The organism is Bacillus sp. RZ2MS9 (assembly GCF_001816185.2).
In the GTDB taxonomy this organism is placed as follows: Bacteria; Bacillota; Bacilli; order Bacillales; family Bacillaceae_G; genus Bacillus_A; species Bacillus_A cereus.
Genome location: NZ_CP049978.1, coordinates 4,382,550 through 4,401,622, shown reverse-complemented (window position 1 = coordinate 4,401,622; position 19,073 = coordinate 4,382,550). Strand labels below are relative to the sequence as shown.

The window sequence follows — 19,073 nt, the reverse complement described above, 5'->3', positions numbered from 1 at the left end:
TAGCACTTTGTAAGGGGTGTGAAAATATGTTTAAATTTAATGATGAAAAAGGGCAATTAAAATGTTCTTTCTGTGGTAAAACACAAACGCAAGTTCGAAAGTTAGTGGCAGGTCCAGGTGTTTACATTTGTGACGAGTGTATCGAACTTTGTACTGAAATTGTACAAGAGGAGCTTGCGAAGGACGAAGAAGTAGAATTCAAAGATGTACCGAAACCGGTAGAAATTCGTGAAATCTTAGATGAGTATGTCATCGGGCAAGATAGCGCGAAAAAAGCACTAGCGGTAGCGGTATATAACCATTACAAACGCATTAATTCTAACAGCAAAATTGATGATGTAGAATTAGCGAAGAGTAATATCGCACTTATCGGGCCAACAGGTAGTGGTAAAACATTACTTGCACAAACGTTAGCGCGTATTCTAAATGTTCCATTTGCAATCGCGGACGCAACATCTTTAACAGAAGCTGGATATGTTGGAGAAGATGTAGAAAATATCTTACTAAAATTAATTCAAGCAGCTGATTATGATGTAGAGAAAGCGGAAAAAGGAATCATTTATATTGATGAGATTGATAAAGTGGCACGTAAGTCCGAAAATCCATCAATTACACGTGATGTATCTGGTGAAGGTGTGCAGCAAGCACTTCTGAAAATTTTAGAAGGTACTGTAGCAAGCGTTCCACCTCAAGGTGGTCGTAAGCATCCGCACCAAGAGTTTATTCAAATTGATACAACGAACATCTTATTCATTTGTGGTGGAGCGTTTGATGGCATTGAGCCGATTATTAAACGTCGCCTTGGTGAAAAAGTAATTGGATTTGGTTCTGAGAAGAAAAATGCTGATGTAAATGAGAAGCATGTTTTATCTCACGTATTACCAGAGGATCTTTTAAGATTTGGTTTAATTCCAGAGTTTATCGGTCGTCTTCCAGTTATTGCGAACCTAGAGCCACTTGATGAAGATGCTCTTGTTGATATTTTAACGAAACCGAAAAATGCACTTGTTAAGCAATTCCAAAAACTATTGGAGCTTGACGATGTTGAGTTAGAGTTTGAAGAAGGTGCACTAATCGAAATTGCGAAAAAAGCAATTGAACGTAAAACGGGTGCTCGTGGACTTCGTTCTATTATTGAAGGCTTAATGCTTGATGTAATGTTCGAACTTCCATCTCGTAAAGATATCGAGAAGTGTATTCTTACAAAAGAAACAGTAGCTGATAATGAGCCGCCAAAATTGGTGTTACAAGACGGTACTGTACTTGATACAAAAACATCTGCATAATGCGAAAGGGAAACAGCAATTTTTATAATTGCTGTTTTTCTTTATGTTTAGCTACGTTCCTCCGCGGAAATACTAAGAGATAAAATATTGCGGGAGGAAATAAATAATGAGCTGGACAAATATATTTTTAGTTGTTCAACTTGTTTTTGGTGTAATTGTCGGATTGTATTTCTGGCATTTACTTCGAAATCAACGAACACAAAAAGTTTCAATTGATCGAGAATCGAAAAAAGAATTAGAACAACTTCGTAAAATGCGTGAGATTTCTTTAACAGAGCCGCTAGCAGAAAAGGTGCGTCCTACAACCTTTTTAGATATTGTAGGGCAAGAGGACGGGATTAAGTCGTTAAAAGCGGCTCTTTGTGGTCCGAATCCGCAACATGTAATCATATATGGCCCACCAGGTGTTGGGAAAACAGCGGCAGCACGTCTTGTATTAGAAGAAGCGAAACGAAATCCTAAATCTCCATTTCGTACGAATGCAACATTTATTGAACTTGATGCGACAACAGCTCGGTTTGATGAACGTGGTATCGCAGACCCTTTAATTGGTTCGGTGCATGATCCGATTTATCAAGGTGCTGGGGCGATGGGGCAAGCAGGTATTCCGCAACCGAAAAAAGGTGCTGTAACAGATGCACATGGTGGTATTTTGTTTATTGATGAGATTGGCGAGCTCCATCCGATTCAAATGAACAAAATGTTAAAGGTGTTAGAAGATCGAAAAGTATTTTTAGAAAGTGCGTACTATAGTGAAGAAAATACAATGATCCCAACATATATACATGATATTTTCCAAAAAGGCTTACCGGCAGATTTTCGCTTAGTTGGAGCAACGACACGTTCGCCAGAGGAAATTCCTCCTGCTATTCGGTCACGTTGCTTAGAAGTATTTTTCCGTGAATTAGATACGGAAGAAATTCAAAAAGTAGCGAAAAATGCCGCGGAAAAAGTGGAAATGCAAATAGGTGAAAATGGTATTGAGATGATTGGGATGTATGCAAGGAATGGACGAGAAGCGATTAATCTCGTGCAAATCTCTGCGGGTATGGCGATAAATGAAGAACGTTCTTTCATTAAGGATGAAGATATAGAGTGGGTTGTTCACTCAAGTCAGCTTACACCGAAATATGAAAAGCGCATTTATCCGATTCCAAGGATTGGTCTTGTAAATGGTCTTGCTGTATACGGACCAAATACAGGTGCGTTATTAGAAATTGAAGTAACAGCAATTCCGGCGAAAGATAAAGGATCGGTAAATGTTACCGGAATTGTGGAAGAAGAAAGTATTGGTAGTCAAACGAAATCTATTCGTCGTAAAAGTATGGCGAAAGGCTCTGTTGATAATGTATTAACAGTACTTCGTTCTTTAGATGTGTTGCCAGAAGGATACGATATACATATTAATTTTCCAGGGGGTATCCCGATTGATGGCCCTTCTGCAGGAATCGCTATGGCAACAGGTGTATATTCTGCGGTGCATCGCACGTATGTAAATAATGAAGTAGCGATGACAGGTGAAATAAGTATACACGGAGAAGTAAAGCCTATTGGTGGTGTATACGCAAAAATAAAAGCTGCGAAAAAAGCGGGAGCTAAGAAAGTCATTATTCCTGCTGAAAATATGCAACCATTTTTGTATACGATCAAGGGAATTGAAATTATTCCTGTCCGTAAGTTAAAAGAAGTATTTGAGTTAACGTTTATGCAAGGAAATATGCATAGAGAGCTAGATGTACATACTAACGTAGACGAAACAGATGCACAATCTATGTAAAAATAAACAATAATAAAATTTGCCAGACTTCGTTTAAGTTTGTATGCTTAATCGGAGTCTTTTTCTTTTCGTGAGGTAGAAAAACAAGCTATTTACAATTGCGCGGAATCTCAGCAATTGCATCTAGGTGTATTGTAATATAAAATAGTTGAACAGGAGTTTAATTTATTATGGAGGTGCTATGTCTAGTATGAATACGAACGAAAGAATCGTGCCCCTCCTACCATTAAGAGGCGTTCTCGTATATCCAACGATGGTTTTGCATCTTGATGTAGGACGTGATAAATCGATACAAGCACTAGAGCAGGCGGCAATGGATGAAAATATCATCTTTTTAGCAATGCAAAAAGAAATGAATATCGATGATCCGAAAGAAGATGACATATATAGTGTAGGTACAGTGGCGAAAGTGAAGCAAATGTTAAAATTGCCGAACGGTACGCTTCGTGTCCTTGTGGAAGGTTTACATAGAGCAGAAGTAATAGAGTTTATCGAAGAAGAAAATGTAGTACAAGTGTCTATTAAAACGGTAACTGAAGAAGTAGAAGATGATTTAGAAGAGAAAGCTTTTATGCGTACGTTACTGGAGCATTTCGAACAATATATTAAAGTTTCGAAAAAAGTTTCAAATGAAACTTTTGCAACGGTAGCTGATGTGGAAGAACCAGGGAGATTAGCTGATTTAATTGCTTCTCACTTGCCGATTAAAACGAAGCAGAAACAAGAGATTTTAGAGATTGTATCTGTAAAAGAACGATTACAAACACTTATTTCAATTATTCAAGATGAACAAGAGTTACTTAGCCTAGAAAAGAAAATTGGGCAAAAAGTGAAACGTTCCATGGAGCGCACGCAAAAAGAATATTTCTTACGTGAGCAAATGAAGGCGATTCAAACTGAACTTGGCGACAAAGAAGGCAAGGGCGGAGAAGTAGAAGAACTTCGTGAGAAAATTGAACAGTCAGGAATGCCGGAAGAAACAATGAAGGCTGCCCTGAAAGAATTAGATCGTTATGAAAAGTTACCAGCAAGTTCTGCGGAGAGTGGTGTTATTCGCAATTATATTGATTGGTTATTAGCGCTTCCGTGGACAGAGGCAACAGAAGATATAATTGATCTTGCTCATTCGGAAGAGATTTTAAATAACGATCATTACGGTCTTGAAAAAGTGAAAGAGCGTGTACTTGAATATTTAGCTGTACAGAAGTTAACGAATTCATTAAAAGGACCTATCCTTTGTTTAGTAGGCCCTCCTGGGGTCGGCAAAACTTCGTTAGCGCGTTCAATTGCAACATCATTGAATCGTAACTTCGTCCGTGTATCTCTTGGTGGTGTGCGTGATGAATCTGAAATTCGTGGTCACCGTCGTACATATGTTGGAGCAATGCCAGGACGCATTATTCAAGGTATGAAAAAGGCGAAAACAGTTAATCCAGTCTTCTTATTAGATGAGATTGATAAAATGTCTAACGATTTCCGTGGAGATCCATCAGCGGCATTACTTGAAGTATTAGATCCAGAACAAAACCATAACTTCAGTGATCATTACATTGAAGAACCATATGATCTATCAAAAGTTATGTTTGTAGCAACTGCTAATACACTTTCAAGTATTCCAGGTCCATTACTTGACCGCATGGAAATCATTTCGATTGCTGGCTATACAGAACTTGAAAAAGTACACATTGCTCGTGAGCATTTATTGCCGAAACAATTAAAAGAACATGGCTTACGAAAAGGTAATTTACAAGTGCGTGATGAAGCGCTGCTTGAGATTATTCGTTATTATACACGTGAGGCTGGTGTTCGTACGCTAGAGCGCCAAATTGCAAAAGTTTGCCGTAAAGTAGCGAAGATTATCGTTACAGCAGAACGTAAACGTATCGTTGTGACAGAGAAAAAGATTGTTGATTTACTTGGTAAACACATATTCCGTTATGGGCAAGCTGAAAAAACAGACCAAGTTGGTATGGCAACAGGTCTAGCTTACACAGCAGCAGGCGGCGATACACTTGCCATTGAAGTTTCTGTAGCGCCAGGAAAAGGGAAACTAATTTTAACAGGGAAACTTGGGGATGTTATGAAAGAATCAGCACAAGCTGCGTTTAGTTATATACGTTCTCGTGCAGAAGAGCTTCAGATCGATCCGAATTTCCATGAGAAAAATGATATTCATATTCACGTTCCAGAAGGAGCAGTTCCAAAAGACGGACCGTCAGCAGGTATTACGATGGCAACGGCACTTATTTCTGCGCTAACAGGTATTCCTGTAAGTAAAGAAGTGGGTATGACAGGTGAAATTACACTTCGTGGTCGTGTATTACCAATTGGTGGTTTAAAAGAAAAAACATTAAGTGCTCACCGCGCAGGCTTAACAAAAATTATTTTGCCAGCAGAAAACGAGAAAGATTTAGATGATATTCCAGAGAGCGTAAAAGAAAACCTTACGTTTGTGCTTGCATCTCATTTAGATGAAGTATTGGAGCACGCATTAGTAGGAGTGAAACAATGAAAGTAACAAAAGCAGATATTGTAATTAGTGCTGTTAAACCAGAACAATATCCAGACAGTGATTTACCAGAAATTGCATTAGCAGGTCGTTCAAATGTGGGGAAGTCTTCCTTTATTAATAAAATTTTAAATCGTAAAAAGTTAGTGCGTATTTCTTCTAAACCAGGAAAAACGCAAACGCTGAACTTTTTCTTAATCAATGAGATGATGCACTTTGTTGACGTTCCAGGTTATGGATATGCAAAAGTATCTAAATCGGAGCGCGCTGCATGGGGGAAAATGATTGAAACGTACTTTACAACTCGTGAGCAATTAGACGCAGCTGTATTAGTAGTTGATTTACGTCACCAACCAACAAGTGATGACGTGATGATGTATGATTTCTTAAAGCATTATGAAATCCCAACAATTATTATTGCGACGAAAGCCGATAAAATTCCGAAAGGGAAATGGCAAAAGCATTTAAAAGTTGTAAAAGAAACGCTTGCTGTTGAAATTGGCGATGAAATTGTTCTATTCTCTTCTGAAACAGGACTTGGAAAAGAAGAAGCGTGGAAAGCAATTCATAAATTTACAAAAACAAAAAACGCGTGACGAATGTCGCGCGTTTTTGTTTTGCTAAATTTTTTAGCGTACGTTTAATGTAACTTCAATATTTCCTCGTGTTGCTTTCGAGTAAGGACATACACCGTGAGCCGCTTCTACAAGTTCTTGTGCTTCGCTATGTGAAACGCCAGCCACATGTACATCAAGTACAGCAGATAGACCGAAACCACCATCTGTATCTTTTCCGATAGAAACGTGAGCAGTTACTTCTGTACTTTCTACTTTCACACGTTTTGTACGAATGACAAGTTGTAATGCACTATCGAAACAAGCTGCATAACCAGCTGCAAATAGTTGTTCTGGATTTGTTGCTTCTCCGCCTGCACCACCTAGTGCTTTCGGCATTTTTACATCAAGATTTAATATGCCATCATCTGAAACTACTTTCCCATTTCTTCCACCTGTTGCTGTTACTGAAGCAGTATATAATTTATCCATATTTATTCCCCTTTTCCATCATTAATTGTTTTCATTGTGTCAATTAGTTTATTTAGTTGAATTAATAAAGAGCGATATTCTTGCTCTGTAATTCCTAAGTTTGTAGCCATCGTTGTCGGTAATGAACAAGCCTTTTCCTTTAAATCTTTGCCTTGTTCTGTTAATTCAATACAAACTTTTCGCTCGTCTTCTTTGGAACGAACACGTTTTACAAGTTTTAATGATTCCATGCGTTTTAACATAGGTGTTAACGTACCAGAATCTAAAAATAGACGTTCTCCAATTTCTTTTACTGTTAGTCCATCTTGCTCCCATAGTACGAGTAAAGTAATGTACTGGGGATACGTAATACCCATTTCTTCTAAATAAGGTCGATAAAAACGAGTAACCTCTCTAGAGCAGGCGTAAATAGAAAAACAAAGTTGGTTATCTAGATGCAAAGAGTCCTCTGTCATAAATAACTCCCTTCTAATTAAATTGTGCACAATTTAATTTTGTAAAACCAATATAACGAAAAAGAAATACAATGTCAAATACATTGTATTGAGAAAGTCTTTGTTGCATTTTGGAACAATCATACATATTTTCCTTCATGATGAAAGAAGATAGGGAAGATGATGTTATAATTTATATGGAATAGTTTCCATCACTTGATTATGAGGGCTTTTTTTGGTAACGTACAAATAGAGTTATTAATTTATAATCATTATAAAGTAGAAGTTTTTTTATTAGTGTTACTGAATCTCCTTTATTACATACGGAGAATAATTAAAAAATAATCGGTTGTTCACACGATTGTCAGATTCATAAGAGGAAAGTTGTATTATGATAGTAGATAAAGTGATAAAACGGGTGAAGGGGGACATGCTGCGTGCATATTCTTGTTGTTAGTGTAAATTATCGAACAGCCCCTGTAGAATTTCGTGAGAAACTCACATTTCAGGCAGCAGAACTAGAGCGAGCGATGACTACATTACAAAATCAAAAGAGCGTGTTAGAGAATGTCATTGTATCAACTTGTAATCGCACTGAGATTTATGCTGTTGTCGATCAATTACACACGGGACGGTATTATATTAAGAAGTTTTTAGCTGATTGGTTTCAGCTTGAAATAGAAGAAGTCGCGCCATATTTAACTATTTTTGAACAAGATGGTGCAATAGATCATTTATTCCGCGTAACGTGCGGTTTAGATTCTATGGTAGTCGGAGAAACGCAGATTTTAGGTCAAATAAAAGATAGCTTTTTAGAAGCGCAACAAGTTAAAGCAACAGGCACAATTTTTAATGAATTGTTTAAGCAAGTCATTACATTAGCAAAACGTGCCCACTCAGAAACAACAATCGGGGAAAGTGCGATGTCTGTTAGTTATGCTGCTGTTGAGCTTGGAAAGAAAATATTTGGCGAGTTAACAGATTGTCATGTGCTTATTCTTGGTGCTGGTAAAATGGGCGAACTTGCACTGCAAAACTTATATGGAAGTGGTGCTCGTAAAGTAACAGTTATGAATAGGACGCTTTCGAAAGCAGAAGTAATGGCTGAGAAATATATGGGACATGCAAAATCGTTAAGCGAATTACAATGTGCATTATTAGAAGCAGATATTTTAATTAGTTCAACTGGTGCATCGGAGTATGTCATTACGAAAGAGATGATGACGAAGGTAGAGAAAATGCGCTCTGGTCGCCCTTTGTTTATGGTTGACATTGCAGTGCCACGTGATATTGATCCAGCGATTGATGAGCTAGAAGGTTCTTTCTTGTATGATATTGATGATTTACAAGGAGTAGTGGAGGCAAACCGTGCTGAGCGTTTGAAAGAAGCAGAGAAAATTCAATTTATGATTGAAGAGGAAATTGTTCTATTTAAAACGTGGTTAAGTACACTTGGTGTTGTTCCATTAATATCAGCTCTTCGTGATAAGGCACTTGCAATCCAAAGTGAAACGATGGTAAGCCTAGAGCGAAAAATACCAAACCTTAGTGATCGTGAGAAAAAAGTCATTAGTAAGCATACGAAAAGTATTATTAATCAATTATTAAAAGACCCAATTTTAGTAGCGAAAGAAATAGCTGCTGAAGAGGGAGCGAGCGAAAAATTAGCGTTATTTGCGAAGATTTTCGATTTAGAAACGGAAGACGTAGAGAGTTGTGCGGAAGAAGTAGAACATAAAAAAGTGTGGACACCATCCGTTCCATCTTTATAATTTGGAAGGATGATCGGATGAGTTTTTTAAATAACAGTATTATTTATCATATTGCAATTATTTTATATGCTTGTAGCATTAGTTTATATTTTATAGATTATTTCCAAAGTAACCGAAAGGCGAACCGATTTGCTTTTTGGTTACTTGCGATTGTATGGGTCCTGCAGTCTATTTTTATGTTGCTTAGGGCTACAGATTCAGAAACGAATCCTATTTTAACTTTATTATCAGGGATTTATTTTTATGTTTGGTTATTGATTACGATGTCGTTAGTCATTAATCGATTTATGAGAATCGACTTTTTAGTCTTTTTTACAAATGTTGTTGCATTTGGCGTAAGCGCTTTTTCTATTTTTACACCGCTCGGAAAGATGTCGCCAGTACTTGCGGAACAATTAGTTTCAGAACTTGTATACGTGCATGTCGGTATGGCAATTATTTCTTACGCAACGTTTACTGTATCGTTCATTTTTTCTATTATGTACTTATTACAATATCGCCTATTAAAAAAGAAAAAATGGAATGCGAGATTAAGAAGGTTAGGGAATTTACCGAAGCTAGAATCTATGTCTTACGGATTAAATTTATTTTCTGTTCCATTTTTCTTACTAGCAATTTTATTAGGATGTATATGGGGATATACAAAATTGGATAATTTCCATTGGTATGATACGAAAGTAATCGGATCTTTTGTCGTTCTATTTGTGTATTGCACAGGTTTATATTTACGAGCGGCAGATGTGTTGCAAGGTAAGAAAATTGTACAGTGGAATATCGGATCGTTTCTCGTAATGCTAGTAAACATTTTTCTATTAAGCAGTTTATCCAATTTCCACTTTTGGTATTTATAATGAGGAGAGAGAATTATGCGCAAAATTATTGTAGGATCACGAAAGAGTAAACTAGCATTAACGCAAACAAACTGGTTTATTGATCAGTTAAAAGCCCTAGGTCTACCATATGAATTTGAAGTGAAAGAAATTGTCACAAAAGGTGATGTTATTTTAGATGTTACTCTTTCAAAAGTAGGCGGCAAAGGCTTGTTTGTAAAAGAGATTGAACATGCGCTACTTACGAAAGAAATCGATATGGCTGTACATAGTATGAAAGATATGCCAGCCGTACTTCCAGAAGGTTTAATGATTGGCTGTACACCAAAGCGTGTTGACCCTCGTGATGCTTTTATCTCAAAAAATGGAGCATCGTTTAAAGAGTTAGCGGAAGGTGCTATTTTAGGTACGAGTAGTTTAAGACGTAGTGCACAGCTACTCGCTGCGAGACCAGATTTACAAGTTAAGTGGATTCGCGGGAATATCGATACACGTTTACGTAAATTAAAAGAAGAAGATTACGATGCGATTATTTTAGCGACAGCTGGATTACAAAGAATGGGCTGGGATGATGAAGTTATTACAGAACATTTAGATGAAGCGTTATGTGTACCTGCTGTAGGACAAGGTGCATTAGCGATTGAGTGTCGTGAGGATGATAAGGATTTATTGCAATTGTTAGCGCATATTAATGATACGATAACAGAAAGAACAGTGGCAGCGGAGCGAGTATTTCTTCATAAACTTGAAGGTGGATGCCAAGTTCCAATTGCTGGATATGCAACCCTTACAGAAAACGATGCAATCGAATTAACAGCTCTTGTCGGCTCTATGGATGGCTCTGTTTTATTAAAAGAGACAGTAGTGGGTACTAATCCTGAGGAAGTAGGATTAGAGGCCGCGGACCGTTTAATTAAGCAAGGCGCCAAAGAACTCATTCTTGCTGCAAATAAGGAGCAACAATAAATATGAACGCTCTCGCTGGAAAAACGGTATTGATTACACGTGCCCAGCATCAAGCGAAACAAATGAGTGTAGCAGTGAAAGAAAAGAGCGGAATTCCATTGGAAATTCCGCTTTTGCGTATGGAAGGTATGTCTCATAGGCAAATTCAACATATTGAAGAGCAGCTACATTCATACGACTGGGTTATTTTTACGAGCAGAAATGGTGTAGGTTTTTTTCTAGATAGTTTAAAAAAGAAACTACCACTAACCATTAAAATCGCTGCGGTAGGTGTGAAAACAAAATTAGAGTTAGAAAAAAGGGGCTATCAAGTTCATTTTGTTCCGACTTCATTTGTTGCAGAAGCATTTGCAGAAGAGTTTCTAAAAGAATTAAGTGGAAATGAACGTATTTTATTTCCGAAAGGGAATTTAGCAAGAGAGGTAATTCCGGTTGCACTTCGGGAAATTGGTATTTCTCTAGATGAGCTAACCGTATACGGTACGAAAGTGAATATAGAAAAAAAGCAAGAGCTTATAGCGGCATTGAAGTTAGGGAAAGTAGACATTATTACATTTACGAGCCCTTCAACTGTTACTAGTTTTGTTCGTTTACTTGAGGGTACAAACTGGAGAGAATGGACAAAAAAATGTACAATTGCTTGTATAGGACCTATTACGGAAAAAGAGGCAAGTCTTTATTTTCCGTCTGTTATTGTGCCGAAAGAGTACACTGTAGAAGCATTACTACAATGTGTTTGTGAATCTATAAAATGAAAGAATGGGGATAGAAATCTATGAACTCTTTACAATTTAATCGTCATCGTCGTTTAAGACAAAGCGGGGGCATGCGTGCGCTTGTGCGTGAAACGTTTTTACATACGGAAGATTTTATTTACCCTATTTTTGTATTAGAAGGTGAAAATGTTCGTAATGAAGTTCCTTCTATGCCAGGCGTATATCAAATGTCTTTAGATTTATTGCAAGCTGAAATGCAAGAAGTTGTTGATTTAGGTATTCGTTCTGTTATTGTATTTGGTTTACCTGCTGAAAAGGATGAAGTTGGATCATCAGCATATTGTGATCATGGAATTGTACAACGTGCTATTCAGCAAATTAAAGGTGATTTCCCTGAGCTAGTAGTAGTTGCAGACACATGTTTATGTCAATTTACAAGCCATGGTCATTGCGGTGTAATTGAAGATGGTATTATTTTAAATGACGAGTCTCTTGCAGTTCTTGCGAAAACAGCTGTAAGTCAAGCGAAAGCAGGAGCGGACATTATTGCGCCATCAAACATGATGGACGGCTTCGTAACAGCAATTCGCCATGCATTAGACGAAAATGGTTTTGGACACGTGCCAGTTATGTCGTACGCTGTGAAATATTCATCAGCATTTTATGGACCATTCCGTGATGCTGCGCACGGTGCACCGCAATTTGGTGACCGTAAAACATATCAAATGGATCCAGCAAACCGTATGGAAGCATTCCGTGAAGCAGAATCAGATGTAATGGAAGGTGCAGACTTCTTAATCGTAAAACCAGCGCTTTCTTACTTAGATATCGTTCGTGATGTGAAAAATAACTTTAATTTACCAGTTGTCGCTTATAATGTAAGTGGTGAATATTCGATGATTAAAGCGGCAGCGCAAAATGGTTGGATTAATGAAAAAGAAGTTGTTCTTGAAAAATTAATTAGTATGAAACGTGCAGGAGCAGATTTAATTATTACGTATCATGCAAAAGATGCAGCAAGATGGTTACAAGAAGGAGGCGCTAAATAATGAAAAAGTTTGATAAGTCAATTGCAGCGTTTGAAGAGGCGCAAGACTTAATGCCTGGTGGCGTAAATAGCCCGGTTCGTGCCTTTAAGTCTGTTGGGATGAATCCGTTGTTTATGGAGCGTGGAAAAGGCTCTAAAGTATATGATATCGATGGGAATGAATACATCGACTACGTATTATCATGGGGTCCTTTAATTCATGGTCATGCAAATGATCGTGTTGTAGAAGCGTTAAAATCTGTTGCTGAAAGAGGTACAAGCTTCGGTGCACCAACAGAAATTGAAAATAAATTAGCAAAACTTGTTATTGAGCGCGTGCCATCAATTGAGATTGTGCGTATGGTTAACTCTGGAACGGAAGCAACAATGAGTGCACTACGTTTAGCTCGTGGTTATACAGGTCGTAATAAAATCTTGAAATTTATCGGTTGTTACCACGGTCATGGTGATTCGTTATTAATTAAAGCTGGTTCTGGTGTGGCGACTTTAGGTTTACCAGATAGTCCTGGTGTACCAGAAGGTGTAGCGAAAAATACGATTACAGTAGCTTATAACGATTTAGAAAGTGTAAAATACGCGTTTGAACAATTCGGTGATGATATTGCTTGTGTAATTGTAGAACCAGTAGCAGGAAATATGGGGGTTGTTCCTCCGCAGCCCGGATTTTTAGAAGGTCTTCGTGAAGTAACAGAACAAAACGGTGCATTGCTTATTTTTGATGAAGTAATGACAGGGTTCCGAGTAGCTTATAATTGTGGCCAAGGTTATTATGGCGTAACGCCTGATTTAACATGCTTAGGTAAAGTAATCGGTGGTGGTTTACCAGTAGGAGCATACGGTGGTAAAGCGGAAATTATGCGCCAAGTTGCGCCAAGCGGACCGATTTACCAAGCTGGTACTTTATCAGGTAACCCACTTGCAATGGCGGCAGGTTATGAAACGTTAGTACAGTTAACGCCAGAATCATATGTAGAATTTGAGCGTAAAGCTGAAATGTTAGAAGCTGGATTACGTAAAGCAGCTGAAAAACATGGCATTCCGCACCATATTAACCGTGCAGGCTCTATGATTGGTATTTTCTTTACAGATGAACCCGTTATTAATTACGATGCAGCAAAATCTTCAAACTTAGAATTCTTTGCGGCTTACTATCGTGAAATGGTAGAACAAGGTGTATTCTTACCACCATCTCAATTCGAAGGTTTATTCTTATCGACAGCACATAGTGATGCAGATATTGAAGCGACGATTGCAGCAGCTGAAATTGCAATGTCAAAATTAAAAGCGTAATGTATTAGAGAAAATCGCTCTCCGTAAGGGGAGCGATTTTTTTTATTCATAAAGTAAGCTTTCCGCACATAAATCTGTAATGACATATAGTTTGGGAGGGGGAAAAGAAGTGGCTGCAGATCATTCATTACGATTTTCATTAAAAGAATCTGTGTGGTTCCAAAAAGGACAGGAAGTCGAAGAACTTTTGTCAATTTCGTTAGATCCAGACGTTGAGATAGAAGAGCTTGATCATGAAGTAATCGTGAGAGGACAATTAGATTTAACGGGAGAGTATGTTGCACGAAAAGATGATTCGGCGTATTCATTAAGAGAACTATCGCCAGCAAAGTCAATTGATTATGTAGAAACAAGAGAAGATGGGGTTAATGAACTTGTACATTCCTTTCCACTTGAAATATCAATTCCGAGAAATCGAGTGAAAGTAATTGAAGAGCTATATGTATCAATCGAGGAATTTGATTATGAATTAAAGGAAAATGGTTGCTTACAATTATTAGCGGATATATCTATTACCGGTTTGTGTGATGAAGAGAGAAGCGAGGATGAAGTTGAAGAGGAAGAAACGGTGTATGCTGAGTTAGAAGAAGATTCAGCGCAAGAGGATGAAAATAGACCGGCGCCGCATGTAGAAGAACCAGCATATAAGGAATCAGATGAGTGGGAAGATTACGCATTTGAACCGTTCCAATTAGAGGAAAGAAAAGAGCAGGAATTAGAAGAAGAGAAAATAGAAGAACATGAATTTGTGGAACGTGAAGAGGAGCAAGAAACAACGCCACAATTTGAACTGTTCGGACGAAAAGATTTCAAGAAAGAAAAAGCGAAAAAGCAGGAAGAACAAGAAGAAGAGTACTCACAGCGAGATGAAAATGCGCTTTATTTAACAAAACTATTTACGAAAGAACCGGAAGAAGAATTTACAAAGTTAAGAATGTATTTCGTGCAAGAAGGGGATACAATTGAATCTATTGCAGACCGTTATGAAACGTCTGTACAAAATTTACACCGTGTCAATCAAACAGAAGATATATTTTTAAATACGGGGCAAATTATTTATATTCCCGTTTCAAGGGTAAAGACGAAATAAGGAAGTGAGTGTTTTCACTCACTTCCTTTCTTAGAGGCTATGTTTTGAATAGAAAGGGTTATTCGTATGGATATTGAGTTGCGAAATCACTATGAACCTATTGTGAGGCAATATAGATTGGATACGCAGCATATGGAAGAGCACGGAAATGTAATGAAAATTTATACGAATCAAGGTCCATATGCACTCAAGAAAATAGAAGGCAGAAAGTTAGAGCGGAATAACTTTCTGCATCATATTCAATATTTGAAGGAGAAAGGTTTTTCAAATTATGTACCTATATATCATGCGACGGATGGAAGTTATATTTTAAGTGACGGGACGTATAATTATTATTTAATGCCTTGGTTAGAACGTGCAGAAGGAAACGGTGAGGACAATGATCAATACCATAAAATGTTTCAGACACTTGGAACGTTGCATCAAAAAACTGTGAAGGAAGAAACGTATACGGAAGAAGATTTAGAAAAACATTATACAAGTATATCCGATCGTTGGGAAAATGATGGTGAGATGTTAGAAGAGTTTCTCGTAGAATCTGAATCAAAATGGTATATGTCCCCGTTTGAATTGCAATATTGTACGTACTATCATCATGTAATGAGAGCGCGTGAATTTGCAACGAAGCAATTAAATGAGTGGAACGATGCGATGAAAGAAAAAGAGAAAACGCGTATTACTTTTGTGCATGGTAATGTGTCACTTAATCATTTTTTATTTGACTATGAGCGGAATGGCTATTTTATTAGTTTAGAAAAATCGAAGTTTGCAACGCCTGTGCAAGATATAGTAGGTTTTTATTCACGGTCTTTAAACACATATCCAATCGCAAGAAGTGATCGGTTTGAATGGTTTCAAATGTATCAAAAAAATTTCCCTTTTACGAAAGAAGAGCAACTACTTATGTTTGCGTATATGACGTATCCATCGCAATTTATTCGGCAAATCCAGTCTTATAAGAAAAGAAGAGATAATCGCAACGAGGAAAATGAACTGCGCGGAGTAAAGAGTTTGCAACAATCGCATTGGCTCGTTAGCAATATAGAATATTTCCTGTCGCAATTACAAGCTGCCCAGCAAGGGAACGGATAAAGTAAAGGCATTCTCCGCTGATGATTAGCCTTCACCAATTGGGCGTTTACGGGCAGCAGGGCTCCCATCTAACTTCTTTGCTTCAGCTGAGTTTTGAGGTGGAGGTCTTACTGCCCGCAAATAGCGGGGGAAAGAAGATAAGTAGAGGATTCTACTTATCTTCTTTTTTTTGCACGAAAAGCTGTAGTTTTAAATTTATCTTGACGAATAAGGTTTCGTTTTTTACACTATTGTATATAATAATTAACAATCATATAAATGCCTTGAAGGGGAAGAGTATAACATGAAACGTCTTCAGAGAGGAGAATCATTAGCTGAGAGATTCTCTAGATAGTTATGTTAGAAGGTAGCCCTGGAGCATCTTTTCTGAACGGAATAGTTCTTATTAGGAAAAGACGGATTTGTCCGTTATCAAATTAAGAGTATAAGCAAATTATGAATTTGTTTGTAAATAAAGGTGGTACCGCGATGTCCCTCGTCCTTTTTGGATGAGGGACATTTTTTATTTTAAGGAGGGAAAATAATGTCAAACACGGAAAAGAATTTACCAACTAAATATGATCATATGTCCGTTGAAGAAGGCCTTTATCAATGGTGGCTTGAAGGCAAATATTTTGAAGCAACAGGAGACGAGAAGAAACAACCGTATACAATTGTAATTCCACCTCCGAACGTAACTGGTAAGTTACACCTAGGTCATGCTTGGGATACAACTCTTCAAGATATTTTAACTCGTACGAAGCGTATGCAAGGATACGATGTACTATGGCTTCCAGGAATGGACCATGCTGGTATCGCAACACAAGCGAAAGTAGAAGGAAAACTTCGTGAAGAAGGTATTTCACGTTACGATCTTGGCCGTGAAAAATTCCTTGAAAAAGCTTGGGAGTGGAAAGAAGAGTACGCTTCTCACATTCGTCAACAATGGGGGAAAGTTGGTTTAGGACTAGACTATTCTCGTGAACGCTTCACATTAGACAAAGGTTTATCAGATGCGGTTAATAAAGTATTCGTTCAATTATACGAAAAAGGCTTAATTTACCGTGGTGAATATATCATCAACTGGGATCCAGCAACACGTACAGCTCTTTCTGATATTGAAGTAATTCATAAAGAAGTTCAAGGTGCATTCTATCATATGAACTATCCGTTAACAGATGGTTCTGGTCACATTCGTCTTGCGACAACTCGTCCAGAAACGATGCTTGGTGATACAGCAGTAGCAGTTCATCCAGAAGACGATCGTTACAAACATTTAATCGGAAAAACAGTTACACTTCCAATCGTAGGCCGTGAGATTCCGATTATTGCTGATGAGTACGTAGAAAAAGATTTCGGAACGGGCGTTGTAAAAATTACACCAGCTCATGACCCGAATGACTTTGAAGTAGGTAACCGTCATGACTTACCACGCATATTAGTAATGAACGAAGATGGAACAATGAACGAAAAAGCTGGTAAGTATAACGGTATGGATCGTTTCGAATGCCGTAAAGAATTAGTAAAAGACTTACAAGAAGCTGGCGTATTAGTAGAAATCGAGCCACATATGCATTCAGTAGGTCATAGTGAGCGTAGCGGTGCAGTTGTTGAGCCTTATTTATCAACACAGTGGTTCGTAAAAATGGCTCCACTTGCTGAAAAAGCAGTAGCGCTTCAACAAAAAGAAGAAGAAAAAGTAACGTTCGTACCAGAGCGTTTTGAAAACACATATTTACGTTGGATGGAAAATATTCATGACTGGTGTATTTCTCGTCAATTATGGTGGGGACACCGTATTCCAGCTTGGTACCATAAAGAAACTGGTGAAGTATACGTAGGTACAGAAGCACCAGCAGATATTGAAAACTGGAATCGAGATAACGACGTACTTGATACATGGTTCAGTTCAGCGTTATGGCCATTCTCAACACTTGGTTGGCCAAATGAAGATTCAGCAGATTTCAAACGTTACTATTCAACAGATGCACTAGTAACGGGTTATGATATCATCTTCTTCTGGGTATCTCGTATGATTTTCCAAGGTTTAGAGTTTACAGGAGAGCGTCCATTTAAAGATGTATTAATTCACGGTTTAGTTCGTGACGAGCAAGGTCGTAAGATGAGTAAATCTCTTGGTAACGGTATTGACCCAATGGATGTTATCGAGAAGTACGGTGCAGATGCAATGCGTTTCTTCTTATCAACAGGAAGTGCACCAGGTCAAGATTTACGTTTTAGCATGGAAAAAGTAGAATCTACTTGGAACTTCATTAATAAAATTTGGAACGCATCACGTTTCGTATTAATGAACATGGATGATATGAAGTATGAAGAAATCGATTTAACTGGTGAAAAATCAGTAGCAGATAAGTGGATCTTAACTCGCTTAAACGAAACAATCGAAAGCGTAACACGTAACATGGATAAATATGAGTTCGGTGAAGCTGGTCGTTCATTATACAACTTCATTTGGGACGATTTCTGTGATTGGTATATTGAAATGGCGAAACTTCCACTATACGGTGAAGATGAAGCAGCTAAGAAAACAACTCGTTCTATTTTAGCTTACGTATTAGATCAAACAATGCGTCTATTACACCCATTCATGCCATTCGTAACAGAGAAAATTTGGCAACATTTACCGCATGAAGGCGAGTCTATTACAGTAGCTGCGTGGCCAACAGTTCGCGAAGATTTACAAGATACGGAAGCTGCGGCAGAAATGCACCTTCTAGTTGATATCATTCGCTCTGTTCGTAACATCCGTGCAGAAGTAAATACGCCAATGAGCAAAAAAGTTCAAATGCAAATTAAAGCAAAAGATGAGGCTGTACTTGCTCAACTTACGAAAAACAGCTCTTACATTGAGCGTTTCTGTAACCCAAGCGAATTAACAATTCAAACGGACTTACAAGCGCCAGAAAAAGCAATGACTGCAATCGTATCAGGTGCAGAGTTATTCTTACCGTTAGCTGATCTTATCAATCTTGATGAAGAGAGAGCTCGTCTTGAGAAAGAACTTGAGAAATTCGATAAAGAAGTAGAACGTGTACAGAAGAAACTTTCTAACCAAGGTTTCGTAGCGAAAGCTCCTGCAGCGGTTATTGAAGGAGAGCGTGCGAAAGAGCAAGATTACCTAGAAAAACGCGAAGCAGTTCGTCAACGTCTAGCAGATCTTGAAAAGTAAAAATGTTTTTAGAGACTCACTATATTGGTGAGTCTCTTTTCTTTGCGT

General features: G+C 37.9%; 15 protein-coding genes and 1 other annotated feature. Of the genes, 13 read left to right on the top strand and 2 right to left on the bottom strand.

Translation table 11 applies throughout. The features are described from left to right. The first annotated feature begins 26 nt into the window (after positions 1 to 26). From clpX to ysxC, 4 genes are all read left to right on the top strand, one after another. Positions 27 to 1,286, top strand: a complete 1,260-nt coding sequence (gene clpX, locus BHV55_RS22405; protein ID WP_000472289.1) for an ATP-dependent protease ATP-binding subunit ClpX — start codon at positions 27 to 29, stop codon at positions 1,284 to 1,286. Between the two features lie 106 nt (positions 1,287 to 1,392). Beyond that, positions 1,393 to 3,063 (top strand): ATP-dependent protease LonB, encoded by a 1,671-nt coding sequence (gene lonB / locus BHV55_RS22400; protein ID WP_000119180.1) that lies wholly within the window; start codon positions 1,393 to 1,395, stop codon positions 3,061 to 3,063. A gap of 181 nt (positions 3,064 to 3,244) precedes the next feature. Continuing rightward, a complete protein-coding gene (gene lon, locus BHV55_RS22395; RefSeq protein ID WP_000097285.1) occupies positions 3,245 to 5,575 on the top strand; it encodes an endopeptidase La in 2,331 nt (776 codons plus the stop codon). Then, on the top strand, positions 5,572 to 6,168 hold the full coding sequence (ysxC, locus tag BHV55_RS22390) for a ribosome biogenesis GTP-binding protein YsxC (protein WP_000869116.1): 597 nt from the start codon (positions 5,572 to 5,574) through the stop codon (positions 6,166 to 6,168). Before lon ends, ysxC begins: the two co-directional genes overlap by 4 nt. A gap of 33 nt (positions 6,169 to 6,201) precedes the next feature. Here the strand turns inward: ysxC and BHV55_RS22385 are convergent, their stop codons facing one another. Together BHV55_RS22385 and BHV55_RS22380 are read right to left on the bottom strand one after the other, a co-directional pair. Continuing rightward, a complete protein-coding gene (locus BHV55_RS22385) occupies positions 6,202 to 6,618 on the bottom strand; it encodes an organic hydroperoxide resistance protein (protein ID WP_000359781.1) in 417 nt (138 codons plus the stop codon). 2 nt (positions 6,619 to 6,620) lie between these two features. Beyond that, positions 6,621 to 7,073 (bottom strand): MarR family winged helix-turn-helix transcriptional regulator, encoded by a 453-nt coding sequence (locus BHV55_RS22380; protein WP_000133916.1) that lies wholly within the window; start codon positions 7,071 to 7,073, stop codon positions 6,621 to 6,623. Positions 7,074 to 7,489: 416 nt separating this feature from the next. Here BHV55_RS22380 and hemA point away from each other — a divergent pair, with 416 nt between their 5' ends. The 9 genes from hemA (at position 7,490) to BHV55_RS22335 (ending at position 19,025) form a co-directional block, all read left to right on the top strand. Beyond that, a complete protein-coding gene (gene hemA / locus BHV55_RS22375; RefSeq protein WP_000547867.1) occupies positions 7,490 to 8,824 on the top strand; it encodes a glutamyl-tRNA reductase in 1,335 nt (444 codons plus the stop codon). Positions 8,825 to 8,841: 17 nt separating this feature from the next. Beyond that, positions 8,842 to 9,675 carry a cytochrome c biogenesis protein gene (locus BHV55_RS22370; protein ID WP_000008991.1) on the top strand — a complete coding sequence of 278 codons (834 nt, stop codon included), beginning with the start codon at positions 8,842 to 8,844 and terminating at the stop codon, positions 9,673 to 9,675. 15 nt (positions 9,676 to 9,690) lie between these two features. Next, entirely contained in the window at positions 9,691 to 10,620 is a 930-nt protein-coding gene (gene hemC / locus BHV55_RS22365) for a hydroxymethylbilane synthase (protein ID WP_001226396.1), read from the top strand. A gap of 2 nt (positions 10,621 to 10,622) precedes the next feature. Further along, positions 10,623 to 11,375: a uroporphyrinogen-III synthase gene (gene hemD / locus BHV55_RS22360; RefSeq protein WP_000992354.1), complete on the top strand. Its 753-nt coding sequence runs from the start codon at positions 10,623 to 10,625 to the stop codon at positions 11,373 to 11,375. Between the two features lie 20 nt (positions 11,376 to 11,395). After that, the gene (gene hemB, locus BHV55_RS22355) at positions 11,396 to 12,385 is read left to right on the top strand and encodes a porphobilinogen synthase (protein ID WP_001087065.1); all 990 of its coding nucleotides are present in this window, start codon (positions 11,396 to 11,398) and stop codon (positions 12,383 to 12,385) included. Further along, a complete protein-coding gene (hemL, locus tag BHV55_RS22350) occupies positions 12,385 to 13,674 on the top strand; it encodes a glutamate-1-semialdehyde 2,1-aminomutase (protein WP_000712943.1) in 1,290 nt (429 codons plus the stop codon). The genes hemB and hemL overlap by 1 nt, the downstream gene beginning before the upstream one ends. Before the next feature lie 79 nt (positions 13,675 to 13,753). Beyond that, positions 13,754 to 14,764 (top strand): stage VI sporulation protein D, encoded by a 1,011-nt coding sequence (gene spoVID / locus BHV55_RS22345; RefSeq protein ID WP_003285397.1) that lies wholly within the window; start codon positions 13,754 to 13,756, stop codon positions 14,762 to 14,764. 66 nt (positions 14,765 to 14,830) lie between these two features. Then, positions 14,831 to 15,856 (top strand): spore coat protein YsxE, encoded by a 1,026-nt coding sequence (gene ysxE, locus BHV55_RS22340; RefSeq protein ID WP_000350658.1) that lies wholly within the window; start codon positions 14,831 to 14,833, stop codon positions 15,854 to 15,856. 254 nt (positions 15,857 to 16,110) lie between these two features. Then, positions 16,111 to 16,342, top strand: a binding site (T-box leader). Between the two features lie 37 nt (positions 16,343 to 16,379). After that, entirely contained in the window at positions 16,380 to 19,025 is a 2,646-nt protein-coding gene (locus tag BHV55_RS22335) for a valine--tRNA ligase (RefSeq protein ID WP_070756969.1), read from the top strand. Positions 19,026 to 19,073: the final 48 nt, after the last annotated feature.